At 32.9% G+C, this 14,382-nt stretch carries 14 protein-coding genes; 7 read left to right on the top strand and 7 right to left on the bottom strand.

What is annotated here, in order from left to right; genetic code table 11:
* The first annotated feature begins 17 nt into the window (after positions 1–17).
* The 3 genes from CEF14_RS08435 to CEF14_RS08420 all read left to right on the top strand — a co-directional run bounded on the left by CEF14_RS08435 (position 18) and on the right by CEF14_RS08420 (position 3,147).
* Entirely contained in the window at positions 18–551 is a 534-nt protein-coding gene (locus CEF14_RS08435; RefSeq protein ID WP_102692445.1) for a GrpB family protein, read from the top strand.
* Between the two features lie 3 nt (positions 552–554).
* Positions 555–1,322: a class I SAM-dependent methyltransferase gene (locus CEF14_RS08430; RefSeq protein WP_322788382.1), complete on the top strand. Its 768-nt coding sequence runs from the start codon at positions 555–557 to the stop codon at positions 1,320–1,322.
* 535 nt (positions 1,323–1,857) lie between these two features.
* Entirely contained in the window at positions 1,858–3,147 is a 1,290-nt protein-coding gene (locus CEF14_RS08420) for a Na+/H+ antiporter NhaC family protein (RefSeq protein WP_102692444.1), read from the top strand.
* Positions 3,148–3,205: 58 nt separating this feature from the next.
* On the opposite strand, the gene CEF14_RS08415 is transcribed toward CEF14_RS08420, so the two are convergent.
* Both CEF14_RS08415 and CEF14_RS08410 read right to left on the bottom strand, forming a co-directional pair.
* A complete protein-coding gene (locus CEF14_RS08415; RefSeq protein ID WP_102692443.1) occupies positions 3,206–3,445 on the bottom strand; it encodes a hypothetical protein in 240 nt (79 codons plus the stop codon).
* Between the two features lie 126 nt (positions 3,446–3,571).
* Positions 3,572–4,540, bottom strand: a complete 969-nt coding sequence (locus CEF14_RS08410) for a 2-hydroxyacid dehydrogenase (protein WP_102692442.1) — start codon at positions 4,538–4,540, stop codon at positions 3,572–3,574.
* A 159-nt stretch (positions 4,541–4,699) separates the two neighbouring features.
* On the opposite strand from CEF14_RS08410, the gene CEF14_RS08405 reads away from it, so the two are divergent.
* Positions 4,700–4,900 (top strand): hypothetical protein, encoded by a 201-nt coding sequence (locus CEF14_RS08405; RefSeq protein ID WP_102692441.1) that lies wholly within the window; start codon positions 4,700–4,702, stop codon positions 4,898–4,900.
* A gap of 136 nt (positions 4,901–5,036) precedes the next feature.
* Positions 5,037–5,987 (top strand): methyl-accepting chemotaxis protein, encoded by a 951-nt coding sequence (locus tag CEF14_RS08400; protein ID WP_102692440.1) that lies wholly within the window; start codon positions 5,037–5,039, stop codon positions 5,985–5,987.
* A gap of 182 nt (positions 5,988–6,169) precedes the next feature.
* On the opposite strand, the gene hmpA is transcribed toward CEF14_RS08400, so the two are convergent.
* Entirely contained in the window at positions 6,170–7,348 is a 1,179-nt protein-coding gene (gene hmpA / locus CEF14_RS08395; RefSeq protein WP_102692439.1) for an NO-inducible flavohemoprotein, read from the bottom strand.
* A 276-nt stretch (positions 7,349–7,624) separates the two neighbouring features.
* Here hmpA and CEF14_RS08390 point away from each other — a divergent pair, with 276 nt between their 5' ends.
* Positions 7,625–8,299 (top strand): TerC family protein, encoded by a 675-nt coding sequence (locus tag CEF14_RS08390; RefSeq protein WP_102692438.1) that lies wholly within the window; start codon positions 7,625–7,627, stop codon positions 8,297–8,299.
* 149 nt (positions 8,300–8,448) lie between these two features.
* On the opposite strand, the gene pepF is transcribed toward CEF14_RS08390, so the two are convergent.
* The 3 genes from pepF to gdhA form a co-directional block, all read right to left on the bottom strand.
* On the bottom strand, positions 8,449–10,263 hold the full coding sequence (gene pepF, locus CEF14_RS08385) for an oligoendopeptidase F (RefSeq protein WP_211284585.1): 1,815 nt from the start codon (positions 10,261–10,263) through the stop codon (positions 8,449–8,451).
* Positions 10,264–10,396: 133 nt separating this feature from the next.
* Entirely contained in the window at positions 10,397–11,083 is a 687-nt protein-coding gene (locus CEF14_RS08380; protein ID WP_102692437.1) for a phosphoribosylaminoimidazolesuccinocarboxamide synthase, read from the bottom strand.
* A 156-nt stretch (positions 11,084–11,239) separates the two neighbouring features.
* Complete coding sequence (gdhA, locus tag CEF14_RS08375; protein ID WP_211284583.1) at positions 11,240–12,613, bottom strand: NADP-specific glutamate dehydrogenase; 1,374 nt, start codon at positions 12,611–12,613, stop codon at positions 11,240–11,242.
* A 192-nt stretch (positions 12,614–12,805) separates the two neighbouring features.
* On the opposite strand from gdhA, the gene CEF14_RS08370 reads away from it, so the two are divergent.
* The gene (locus CEF14_RS08370; protein WP_102692436.1) at positions 12,806–13,261 is read left to right on the top strand and encodes a YaiI/YqxD family protein; all 456 of its coding nucleotides are present in this window, start codon (positions 12,806–12,808) and stop codon (positions 13,259–13,261) included.
* Positions 13,262–13,401: 140 nt separating this feature from the next.
* On the opposite strand, the gene CEF14_RS08365 is transcribed toward CEF14_RS08370, so the two are convergent.
* Positions 13,402–14,250, bottom strand: coding sequence for a squalene/phytoene synthase family protein (locus tag CEF14_RS08365; protein ID WP_102692435.1), 849 nt, complete (start codon positions 14,248–14,250; stop codon positions 13,402–13,404).
* Between the last annotated feature and the right edge of the window lie 132 nt (positions 14,251–14,382).

The following is a 14,382-nucleotide window of genomic DNA, read 5'->3' as shown; positions in this document are numbered from 1 at the left end:
AGAGGAGAACTGTACCTATGAATCTGGGACTACGTAAAGATGAAGTTAAAATTGTTCCTTTCGAAAAAGATTGGAAAAATGAATTCGTAAGGATAAAAAAAGAGATTCTCCTATATACAAAATTAAAAGATTACCAAATTGAACATATAGGAAGTACGGCGATTCATGATATGCCTGCAAAGCCAATCATTGATATTATAGTAGGCATTCAGGATTTATCGGAGATCAATCATTCCATCATTGAAGGTTTAAAAGAAGTGGGGTTTTTACGATTACGAGTAAACAGACCAAATGAAATTGTTTTTGCAAAGTTTACGGACAATACATATGAAATCAAAACACATTATATTCACTTGGTTGAATATAAGGGAGAGTTGTGGAATAATCTTAGCTTTTTCAGAGATTATTTAAACGTGCATGAAGATGCAAGGAAAAAATATTTGAGTATTAAACTTGCCTACGTCAATAAAAAATCAACAGGTGTTAATGAGTATACGAATTTTAAAGAACAATTTGTGAAGGAGATTTTTTCTAAAAAAATAGGAGAATAGCTGATGATCATGGATAATTTTGAAGAATATGAAGATACAGACTTATATGATTTAGAAAATGAAATGTATAAGGATGACGTGAGATTTTTAAAGAAATATGCATCAAGAGTCGAAGGTCCGATTATTGATATTGCATGTGGGACGGGAAGAGCAACCATTCCTTTAGCTAAAGAAGGTCATATGCTAATCGGTGTGGATGTCCATGAGGGGATGCTATGTACAGCTAAAAAGAAATCAGCTGAACTAGGATTAAAAATTAAATGGAAAAAACAAGATTGTACAAGATTAAATTTAAGTTTGAAGAGCAATTTAATCTTTATGGTTGGCAATTCTTTTCAGCATTTTTTATCCAATAAGGAACAAGATAAATTGCTCTTATCAGTGGGAAGGCATTTGAACATGGGAGGATTCTTTATATTCGGTACTAGATTCCCGAATTCAAATGAATTATTACAACCACCAACAGAAGAATATTGGAGAAGCTATACAGATCCGATTTCAAAGAAAAAGGTTGAGGTTTATACCATTAGCAACTATGATGCACTTGCTCAACTTCAATGTTACACAACTATTCGAAAATTTATTGGAGAGAATGGCGATGTTTTAGATCAAAAAAGAACGCATATTACGTTGCGTTACGTTTTTCCAAAAGAAATGGAAAGGCTATTATCTCAAAATGGTTTTGAAATAGTTCGTGTATTTAAAGACTGGAATGGGTCACCAATCGATGAAAATAGTAATGAAATAATATACGTGTGTAAAAAGTTATGAATAGATGGAACTTTAGGTCTAGATCGTTAATGAGCGTTTCACTGATAAAGGCTACTTACAGTGATGTGGTAGAAAAATTAGGTAACACGAATCCACGATCCCATCCCTAAGACAAATGACTTGGGGGTGGGATTTTTTTGTCGGAAAAATAGTTGGAGTGGATAATATGAATCGTGCACAAATTCTATTTTTGATAAGTATATGGGTTTCAAATATTGGCGAATGAGTTTATTTTATAGCGCTTAATTTAATTGTTTTAAATATGATTTATTCCCCTTTGGCGGTAAGTATTTTGTTGTTTTGCCATAAATTGCGTCAAATTTATTCAAATAACTTGTTACGTTTTAAAGAGTATGCTCAAGATAATATTTTAAAATGACTTAAATTTATTGGATTCAAATGTATATTATTTGTTTTAATTCTATGAATATTTTAAAGACATAAAAAATTTACAAATTAACATCTTTTCAGTATGATTAAATCTGTCTAATTAAAATTTGATCTGTTTTTGCTTGATGGAGGTATTTTAGAATACATGGAAAAGATAGAAAAAGGCAATAAATGGGCACTTTTACCATTTGTTGTATTTATACTTTTATTTATAGGGACGGGTATTTTAGCAAATGATTTTACTGCAATGCCGTTAGATGTAGCTGTAAGTGTCAGTTGTATATTTGCTTTTCTTATGAACCGTAAAGAAAAGATGTCAAAGAAAATAGAGATTTTCACAAAGGGAGCAGGTAATTCAAATGTAATGCTGATGGTGGTTATATTTGTTCTTGCAGGTGCGTTCTCAAATGTTGCTAAAGAAATGGGAGCTGTTCAATCGACTGTCAATTTAGGGTTAACGTATCTACCCCCAAATTTCTTATTAGTCGGTTTATTTATCATTGGCTGTTTTATATCTCTTTCTATGGGTACATCAATGGGTACGGTTGTAGCCTTAGCGCCAATCGGTGTAGGAATTGCTGATGCTACGGGTATTTCAATGGCTCTAGCTATGGCAACAGTCGTAGGTGGTGCTATGTTCGGAGATAATTTATCGGTTATTTCAGATACGACAATTGCAGCAGTCCGCACACAAGGTACAGATATGAAAGATAAATTTAAGGTGAATTTCCGTATTGTATTACCTGCTGCTATTGTCACAGCAGTAATTTTAGGAATTATGACAATTGGAAAGGAACATACTTTAAAAGGAAATTTTGATTATTCCATTGTCTCTGTTATTCCATATGTACTTGTACTAATTGCAGCATTAATCGGCATGGATGTATTAAAGGTTCTAATTGGTGGCATTTTAATCTCCGGCATTATAGGATTTATCAATGGGGAATTTACGTTTCTTTCATTCATCAAAGCGGTAAGCCAAGGAATGATGGGGATGGAAGATATAGCGATTATTGCTATATTAATTAGTGGTCTTGTTGCACTGATTCAACATAACGGTGGTATCCACTATTTACTTTACTCTATTTCAAAACGAATTCGTTCAAAAAAAGGAGCAGAATTAGGAATTGCTTCACTGGTTAGTGTTACGGATATGTCAACAGCAAATAATACTATCGCCATCCTAATGACAGGACCACTTGCCAAAAATATTGCTGACCAATATGAAGTGGACCATCGAAAATCCGCCAGCTTACTAGATATTTTTGCGAGTGTATGGCAAGGATTTGTGCCCTATTCACCACAACTTTTGGCTGCTGCAAGTGTTGCGGGGATTTCAACTATTGAAATGATGCAGTACTCTTTTTATCCAATCTTAATGGGTATTTGCGCAATTGTTTCTATAATCATTGGATATCCAAAATTAAAAAGATAAATCATTAGTAAAAGGTCGAACAATATATTTCTTGTTCGACCTTTGTTGATTTTATATACTATGCTCCGAAAATATTATCGTCTTCTATGACTTCTCTTGAAATCGCAATCGCGCCTTTTTTTCTTAAATGTAAAATACATTCTTCATTGGCTTTAAGAATTTTTTCAAGATAATACTCCTGTTTTTCTAAAGGAATATGCATACCGTTAAATTCATCACGAAGTGCAAACTCGTATACTGCTAATTCATCATCAGTAAGCATACCAGAATTTTTGTTTGTACTTTTATTTGCATCCATTATCGTTACGTCCTTTACAAGAAAATTCGATTGAACAACTTGTTCTCCTATTAGTATACAACACAATTAGAATTTACTATAGGTTGAATGTGATGCAAACAGCTCGGACGGTAGCATCCAATCGTATTACTTAACAAGAAACTGTAATTCTGGTACGACATTTTGATGATTGCCTTTAATGAAAACTTCAATTAGATTTTCTGCAGCTAGTTGAGCCATGTCATTTCTTGTTTCCTTACTTGCTGAACCTATATGTGGAGTAGCGGTAAAGTTGTCTAATTGAAGTAGGGGATTGTCTTTATTAACTGGCTCTTTTACAAAAACATCTGAAGCAGCTGCGTAGATTTCATTATTTTTTAATGCATTGTATAATGCTTTTTCGTCTACTGTAGCACCTCTAGACATATTAATAAATATAGCTGTATTTTTCATTTGTTTGAATTTTGCTTCATCGATCATATATTTTGTTTCTTCTGTAAGTGGAGTAAGCATTACAATAAAATCTGATTCTTGAAGTAACTGGTCCAACGGTTTCCAAATAATATTCTCTTCATCTAGGTTAGGTTTTTTATGACGATTATGATAACTAACATCCATAAAAAATCCAAGTTTTGCACGTTTTGCTAGGTCTTCACCAATTCGCCCCATACCAATAATACCTAATTTTTTATGATGAATATCTAAACCGTAAAAGTTAATGTCATTTTTTACAGTCCAAAGTCCTCTTTTTACTGCAGAATTCAGTTCTGAAATTCTTCTCGCAGCACCTATCATTAGACCAAATGTCAAATCTACAACACTATCATTTAAAATGTATGGAGTATGTGTTCCTATAATTCCTGCTTTTTTCATTGCATGAGTATCAAAATTATCGTAGCCAACACTGATATTACTTACAATTTTTAGATTAGGAGCATTCTTTATGAGATTTTCATCAATGAGGGTTCCCATTGTTAACAAAGCTTCTGCATCTTGTATTAAATTTTGTAATTCTTCTAGAGAATAAGATGGGTGGTATTCGATATCAAAGTGTTCCGATAATAAATCCTTTGTATGATGTTCAATTTCTCTTAAGATTAAGAGTTTTGGTTTCATGACAATCTCCTCCACTGTAAAATTGTAAATCTACTATTAAGTATATATAAAAAGTGAGTATAAAATCCAAATATCTGGAGGATATATACATGTATTTTGTAGAATATATTGAGTATTGTTACCTATAAAGTAAATCCTTTTGCGAAGGGAGAATGATATATGGAGAATAAAGAACAGAGAATTTGGTTTGATATTCTTATGTATACGATCTTAACAATATGTATTACGTATATTATTTTTCACAATCAAATGCAAAAGTATTTTAGCTATATGATTTTTATTGGTTATATTGTAGCAACAACCTTTAAGTTAGTAACGCTAATACAAGTTAAACAGAATAAAGTAAAAAAGAGTAACTAATAATGATTTAATAGATGGATATATTTTATCTATTCCTCTTAAATTAGAGCATAATTTGGAACAGTGTTAAAAATAGCTTAAAAGATGTATAATAAATATATGTTAAAGAAACTATTAAGTAGGAGCGTTATTATACATGTTTGCTAAAACAAAATCACAACAGGACATCAATCGTTTTAAAGCTAAAATTGATGAGTTAAATGCAAAATTAGATAAAGAGAAAGATAAATTTCAAATTTTTTTGAATGAATTACATAAAGATTTAATTTCAACAATAGAACAACACGATGTGGTTAATAGTCAACATGCACTTTTAGGCAAGATGGTTGGAGAAATATTGAAGGAATTTAAGAAGGTTGAAGAGAGTACAAAAGATTCAATTGAAATCTCTAACAATACTATTGAAGAAGGAAAATTATTAATCACATCTTCTGATTCGATGGTTACACTATCTGTGGAAAGTAAAAAAGCAGTTGATGATGTAAAGCAATTAATTGATTATTTAGGAACACAATCAAAGAAGACTTCAGTCAGTATGAATGAATTAAGTGAAAACTCAAAACAAGTAGCAGATATCGTTAAGCTAATTAGTAATATTTCTAATCAAACAAATTTGTTGGCTTTGAATGCATCTATTGAAGCTGCTAGAGCAGGGGAACATGGTAAAGGATTCTCAGTTGTTGCAAATGAAGTACGAAACCTTGCAGAAAGTACCAAAAAAAGCACAGAGGATATTTCATTATTAACGAAAAAAATTCAAGAACAAATTAAAGAAGCTTATGAAGATAATCAGGAAAATCTTCGCCTTGTGACAGAAGGCGTTAAAACAAGTTCAAATACGTCACGGGAAATGAATGTATTACTTCAAAAAATCTCTTCCGTACAGAAGGGGATAAATGAACTTTTAAGTTTTATTGAAAATCAAAAAATTTCTAATGAAGATATTATGAATAAGTTTATAACGACCACTTCAATTTTTGATGAAACGCATTCTGTATTAAGAAAACATATTGATGAATCACAAATCGTTACAGATAAATTATTAGCAGCAGTTGAAAAAGTAAAAAGTTATCCTAAAACATTTTAAATTTTGGATATGCATTGAAGGGTACCAATCTATTCTTGTTTTCTTCTTAGCAAAGTCTTTTTCGTTTTTCGCTTACTTTAAATCCTGTTTTAGTTTAAAAAATAACCAATTATTGTAATTTTATAATTACATATAATTGGTTATTTAATTTATTGAAATTCTTATTAACTAGAGATTTTAACCTAAGTTTCAATATCAAGCGCCATTGAAGGGCCGAAGAATTCATAGTAGATATGATCTTTGGAAATGCCGATGACAAGTAAATGCTTAATCATTGCAAGCATAAATGGTACTGGCCCACACAAATAAACATCACTTGATGGGTCCACTTGTTTTTCTAAAAATTCCTTTGAGATATAGCCATCTGTCTCGGTAATAATTTCAAAATAATTTAAATTAGCGTGTTCATGTGCTAGATCATGTAAAGGTTTACTAAATACAAGTAAATCTGGAGTATTAACACTTTGTACAAAATGAAGAGGTGCATGATGTTGCTTTACTGCTGTTTGTAACATGCTCATTAGAGGAGTAATACCAATACCGCCAGCTAAAAATGTAACAGGCGTATCGGGTTTGGATTGAAGGAAAAAGACACCTGCTGGCGCACTAATCGGTAATGTGTCACCAATATTAAGATGATCATGTAAATAGTTTGATACGATACCAACTGGTTCATTTACGACTTCACGTTTAACTGAAATTCGATAGCTTTCACCGTCATATGCCTTTGATAAACTATATTGCCGATTATGTGTATATTTTTCTCCTGGAATCGTTACATGTACAGTTATATATTGTCCAGGTTTATAATCTGGAAGAGGTGCACCATCGGCTGGTTTTAAGTAAAATGAAGTAACTAATTTATTTTCCGGGACTTTATCAACTAATGTGAAGTCCTTAAAGAATCGCCAACCACCAGATTTATTTTCTGCTTCTTTATATAAAGTTTCCTCTGTTGAAATAAATGCATCAGCAAGAACACCATATGCTTCAGTCCATGCATTCATAATTTCAGGTGTTGCTGCATCTCCTAAAACTTCTTTAATAGCTTTTAATAAGTTTTCACCCACAATTGGATAATATTCGGGCTTGATTCCAAGACTTCGGTGTTTCTCAGCAACTTGTTTAACAACAGGCATAATCTCAGAGAGGTTTTCAATATGAACAGCAGCTGCATAAACCGTATTTGCTAAAGCTAATTGTTGGCGTCCTTTACGTTGGTTTGTTTGATTAAAAATATTTAATAATTCAGGATGAGATTCAAATAATTTTTTATAAAAAACAGTTGTAATTTCTTTACCATGCACTTCTAAAACAGGAGCAGTGGATTTAATAATATTCATCGTTTCTTGTGAGAGCATAAATTTTTTCCTTTCTACTACAAAATGAAGTTATTACAGAGGAAAAGCTATAACTAAAATACAGTTTTAACAAAAAGGTAAAAATAATACGTCTCATAAAGATTGAAAAAATTATAAGCATAAATCAAATTCTGAAATCGTACATTGACTGAGAGAAATAATTAAAATCAAAGGGAAAAATGAAAATTATCCTACAAAAACAAAGTTTTCGCTTTAAATTTCATTGGAAAAGAGTAGAATTATACAAGATAGCATTTTTAGAAAGTGGGAGAATAAATGGATGCAACATTCCTAGCAAAAATAGTTTCAATTATTTTGTTAGATATTGTTCTAAGTGGAGACAATGCAGTGGTAATAGCGCTTGCATGCCGTAATTTAGCAAAAAACCAACGTAAAAAAGCAATTTTAATTGGTACAGGCGGTGCCATCGGTTTAAGAATAGTCTTAACATTTATCGCTGTCTGGCTTTTACAAATACCATTTGTAAAAGTTGTAGGTGGCCTATTATTATTCTATATTGCATTTGATTTATTAAAATCAGGTGAAGAAGATCCAGATGTTAAAAGTGGGAATAACTTATTCGCAGCAGTTCGTACCATTATCGTTGCAGACTTTGTCATGAGTTTAGATAATGTTCTTGCGATCGCAGGTGTTGCAAATGGCCATATGGGTCTTGTCGCATTAGGTTTACTTGTAAGTATTCCTTTAATCGTATTTGGTAGTCAAATTATTATTAAGTTAATGGAGAAGTTCCCAATTCTTATTTGGATTGGTGCTCTATTAATTGCATACACTGCAGGGACAATGATTGTAGATGATAAATACGGCCATCGTCTTGTGGAAGCTACATTCCCAATGATGGCACATCTTATCCCAATTGTAAGTATGGCTTTACTAATCATAGTAGGGGTATGGGCTAAAAATCGCCAAGTAAGAAATATCAGAAAGTAAAATGTTGTTTTTTATAAGGGTAGAATTAGTTATGAGCATTACTAAATAGCGATAAAGTTTATAAAATGAAAACCCAAAAATGTAAAAAAGCGTATTGAAGCAATTTCTGTTCAATACGCCTTTTTTATTTCTTATAAAAATGTCTCGGATTATTTAGCTTGATGAATTTTCTCGGTTAATTCTTCTAATTGCTCGATTAATGAGCCAATATAGGCGATTGTATCCTGTAGTGGTTTGTCTGTTGTTATATCGACACCAGCCATTTGAGCCAATTCTACAGGTGTTTTTGTACCTCCAGCTTGAAGAACTTTTAACCAGTCATCTACTGCAGGTTGTCCTTCATGCAAAATACGTTGCGAAACTTGAGTAGAGATTGTTAGTCCAGCACTATATGTGTAAGGGTATAGCCCCATATAATAATGGGGTTGGCGCATCCATGTTAATTCTGCACCTTCGTTGATTTCTACATCTTCTCCCCAGAATTCTTCTAAAACTGAGCGTTTTATCTTGTTTAAAATGGATGCATTTATACTTTCCCCAGCATCTACTAGTTCATAAACTTTGCGTTGATATGCAGCTTCTAAAAGGTGAGTGACAAAGTTATGGTAATAAGTACGGGCAACAATTGTTGCAATTACCCAGCGTTTGAAACGTAAATCATCTGAATTTTTCAATAAATAGTTTGCCATCAGCATTTCATTCATAGTGGATGGGGACTCTACGAAGTAAGTAGATGATTCACTATTGAATAGAGATTGTTTTTTATGTGCATTTCTAAAGTGTCCAGCATGTCCAAGTTCATGTGCTAAAACAAATACTTCATTCATACGTTGTGTCCAAGAAATTAAAATGTATGAATGAGAGCCGTAAGGGCTAGAACAAAATGCGCCAGTAGATTTTCCTTCATTATTAGCAAAGTCAATCCAGCGATCTTCAAATGCATGGTCTATCATGTCTAAATAATCTTCACCCATAACGCCAAGTGCTTTTTTCATATAATCGCGAGATTCTTCGATTGTAATAGATGGTTCATAATTTGGATCAAGTGAAATTTTTAAATCAGCGAAAGTCATTTTATCTAAATGATGTTCTTTTTGTAGAAGTTTCGCATAACGGCGCATATGAGGTGCTAATTCCTTCATGATAATATCAATTTGACGATTATATAGATCACGATCAACCTCTTGGTCGAATAATAAGTAATCAATTACAGAATCATAACCACGTAAATCAGCTATTGTTTTTTCTGTTTGAACATGAGTGTTATAGGTTTTAGCGGTAGTATGTTGATAATCAGCAAGTTTTTTTGAAAAAGCTTTAAAAGCTTCACGACGAACCGCAGAATCTGTTTCTAATTCCCAATCTCCTTCAAAAAGGTTATAACTTAAAGGATAACTTTTATCACCCACAGTGAAATTTTCAAATTTCATATCAACTAATTTTGTCGTATTGTACAAACCATAAGCGGCATCAAAGGTAGAACCAAGAGCAGCTAATGTTTTTTCAACTTCGGGATGTAATTGATGGGCTTTTTTATCGATTAAGCGATTTATATAGTGCGTATAATTTGGTGATAATTGAATGGCTTGTTCTAATAATTCAGTAGGTAATTCTAAAATTTCGCTATGTACAAATGATACTAAACTAGCGATTTGAGATGAAATGGAAGCAAATTTACTCTTACGAATTTGTGCAACATCATTTGTTTGATCGACTTCAAGATCTAGTTCTACAAATGAGCCATATGGAATAATTGATTCAACTAAAGCTTCATAATCAGAAATAACATTTACAATTTGCTCAGCATCTGTTATATGCCCTTGATATTTAGAGTTTAAGTTTTTCGCATCTTCAAGAATTTTATTAATGCCTTGATGATAAGCTTCTTCATTTGGAACAAGATCTGATAAATCCCATGTCTCAGTGACTGGGACATCTTGACGTTTTAATATATTATCTATCAATTGAAACACTCCTTTATTACGTAATACGAATTATTTTCATTATAAATCGTATATTTTGTAAAGTAAAATATTTCAGATAAATCAAGGCGCAAAAAAGCCTAGCGATGGTATCTTTATCGGTAGGCTTTGATTTTTATTTTGTTAACATAATTTTTGCAAGTTGTAATGGTTCAACGAATTCAATGTCTTTATATACTCTCATGTTGCCACCAGATACTTCATCAATTAATAAGATTTCACCTGTTTTTGCATCACGGCCAAATTCCAATTTAATATCATGTAGAGTCAACCCTTTTTTCGCTAATTCAGTTCTTACAAAATTTGAAATGTCAATGGTATGCTGTTTTAATACTTCATATTCTTCTTCACTTAGAATGCCTAGCATTACTAGTGCATCTTTTGAAATAGGTGGGTCTTGACGTTCATCGTCCTTTATCGTTACTTCAACAAAAGAGTTTAGTTTTTGGCCTTCTTCAACATAAGCGCCATAACGTCTTAAAAAACTTCCATCTGCACGAAAACGACAAATAACTTCTAACCCTTTGCCGAAAACAGTTGCAGGTTTTACAGTCATTGTAGCTTTATCAATGTTTGAAGAAATAAAATGTGTTGGAACATCGATAGCATTAAGTCTTTTATAAAAGAATGTCGATAAACTAAGACCTGCGCGACCTGCACCTTCGATTGTTAAACCAACAGTATTTGCACCAGGATCAAATATCCCGTTTTCACCGGTAACATCATCTTTAAACTGTAATACTAAATGATCCTCATCAAATTTAAATACATCCTTTGTTTTCCCTTCGTAAATCAATTCCATTTTCATTCCCCCATTTCAATGCTATTGTAATTTATTGCTAATAAAAATAGTGAGAAATATCTTAAAAAAAGGAAAAATAGTACAAATAGATATATATAAACGAAAAAAACAGTAAACCCATAAGGATTTACTGTTTTTGAAAGACCGTCGATTCAATTAAATAACGCCTTGTGCAATCATAGCATCTGCAACTTTAATGAAACCTGCAATATTTGCACCAATTAACAGATTTCCTTCATGTCCAAATTCTTTCGCTGCTTCAACACTATTTTGATAAATTGATTTCATGATGTCATGAAGTTTTTGATCTACTTCCTCGAAAGTCCAGAATAAGCGCATGCTATTTTGCGCCATTTCTAAAGCGGAAACAGCTACACCACCTGCATTCGCTGCTTTGGCAGGAGCAAATAATACATCATTTTCAAAATAAACATTAATTGCTTGCAATGTTGATGGCATATTCGCACCTTCACCAACTGCTTTCACACCATTTTTTACAAGAATTTTTGCTGATTCTTCATCGATTTCATTTTGTGTTGCACATGGAAGTGCAATGTCACATGGAATTGTCCAAATGCCAATACACCCTTCTTTATAAGTTGCATCTGGATGTGCTTCAACATATTCTTTAATACGACCGTGACGTACTTCTTTAATTTCTTTAACTGTATCTAAATTGATTCCATTCGGATCATAAATATAACCGTTAGAATCAGAACATGCAACTACTTTTGCACCTAATTGTTGTGCTTTTTCAATTGCATATGTTGAAACGTTACCCGAACCGGATACGACAACAGTTGCACCATCGAATGTCATATCAATTTCTTTTAACATTTCTTGAACGAAGTAGACACAACCATAGCCAGTAGCCTCTTTACGTGCTAATGACCCACCAAAGCGAGGTAGTTTACCAGTGATTACACCAGGTTCATATGCTCCTCGGATTCGGTTGTATTGACCAAATAAGAAACCAATTTCACGAGCTCCTACACCGATATCACCAGCTGGTACGTCTACATCTGGTCCAATATATTTATGTAACTCTGTCATGAAAGCTTGGCAGAAACGCATAATTTCTGAATCAGACTTACCTTTAGGATCGAAATCAGAACCACCCTTAGCACCACCAATTGGTTGTCCAGTTAAAGAGTTTTTGAAAATTTGTTCAAAGCCTAAGAATTTGATGATACTTTCGTTTACGGAAGGATGGAAGCGGAGGCCGCCTTTGTATGGTCCAATTGCAGAACTATATTGTACACGATACCCTCTATTTACTTGGATTTTACCATTGTCATCTTCCCAAGATACACGGAATTTTACAACACGCTCAGGTTCAACAATTCGTTCTAAGAGGCTTGCTTGCATATATTCGGGACGTTGGGCAAAAACAGGTGTTAAGGAATAAAGTATTTCTTTCGCAGCTTGTAAGAATTCAGGTTCATGTCCATGATGTTCTTTAAGATTGTTATAAACTTTATCAATATATTCAGTTGCTGTTTTTTGTGACTCTGACATTACTGTGACCATTAAGAAAAACCCCCAGATAATTTTGACTTATAATCATATATTAGACATAATCATGTGAATTTTCAATCACCGAATATTATAAAAATGCAAAATTGACAGATAATTATACTTGAAAACGCTAACAATTGTGACAAATTAGCAATTCAATGTTAGTTTAAGATGAAGGTAAATTATCTATAGGAGGAAAGTCAGATGCCCAAAATATGTATTGATGCCGATGGCTGTCCTGTTGTATCTGAGACAATTCAAATAGCCAGGGAATACCAATTAGAAGTTATTATCTTTTGTGATACATCACATCATTTTGAAATAGAAGGGGTGAAAACGGTTATCGTATCCAAAGGAGCGGATGCCGTAGATTTTGCACTTGTAAATCAGATCCACAAAGGGGACATTACAATTACACAAGATTATGGGCTAGCCGCAATGGTGTTAGCTAGAGGTGCTTATGTGATCAACCAAAATGGGATGCAATATACAGCAAATAATATTGATCAGCTTTTATACTCACGTCATTTGAATCAGAAAATTCGTCAGGCAGGGGGAAGAACAAAAGGTCCTAAAAAAAGAACGAAAGAATCAAATGATAATTTTATAACTAATTTCCGTAAATTGTGCCAGCAGGTTATTCAAAATACTTCGCATTAAAAAGCTCCTATTATATTTGAAATATAAAGTTTAGAAAAGAAAAGGACTGTAAGCAAACTCAAGAAACTTCGAGTTTGCCTACAGTCTACATGGAAGAATGCTACTAATTCAACTTTTCAAAATAGTAATCCTTATTTCAATTATTCTGCTGTAACTTCTTCAACTGTTTGTTCAACTTCTTGACGAGTCATTTTTTCATGTCCTTTACGCATGGCTTCAAGCGTTTTATGGGCTAAAGCCAAAGGAATCTTACAGAACATAAGGATACTACGTTTTGAAATACTCTTATTGTATTCGTCTGCTTTAGTTAGATTATCTTCTGCATACTTAAATAAATCATCACGAGTCCAACCTTCGGGAACAAAGCTTACACCGCGTTCTTTATCTTCATCTTGATTACGTAAAATATTAACAACCTGTAATCCACGACCATAACCAATTGCAAGATCACGGTCTGTTTCAATACCAGCTCCCCAACGCCAAATTTCAGAAAGCATAGTGCCAACAAGACCTGCTACATAATAAGTATATTCGTCTAAATCCTCTTTTGTCTTAACAATCCATCCTTTTGCAGCCCATTTGGCCATACCTTCAGCCATTTCACTAGTTGAAGCAGCAACAGTATCACGAATTTCATCTGGGCAAAGGGATAACCAGTCCGCAAGACGTAAAGTAACCTCTGGTAATTGGTCGGCATAAGGCTCTAGTAATGCCATATAAGCTTCGTTATCAAAAGGTTTTAATAATAATTTACTTGTTTCGCTCAATAAGTTTGTTTTAACATCGTTAGGCAATTCTTCATGATCTTCGATTTCATCAATAGCTCGCATACATAAATAAGCTGTAGCAACGGTTGTTTTTAGCTCTTTTTCTAAAAAGGTAATAGGAATAAAGAAAGTACGGCTTGTTGCTTTTAATACGGTCATAGCTTCTTTATATAATTTTCTTTGTTGTGTCAATTTGGACTTCCTCCGATCAGTATAAAGCATCAATTATATCCTACTTCAATTTCGTCAAAATAGAAAATTAAATATATATTTAAACTTAAATGGTTTGCTTGAAACAATTTCACATGCTATTATTTAGGTGTCTAAATTTTTAATAGTAAAGGAGATTTTACA

The sequence above is a fragment of the Rummeliibacillus pycnus genome (assembly GCF_002884495.1).
GTDB lineage: Bacteria > Bacillota > Bacilli > Bacillales_A > Planococcaceae > Rummeliibacillus > Rummeliibacillus pycnus.
This window is presented reverse-complemented; position numbering and strand designations above follow the sequence as displayed.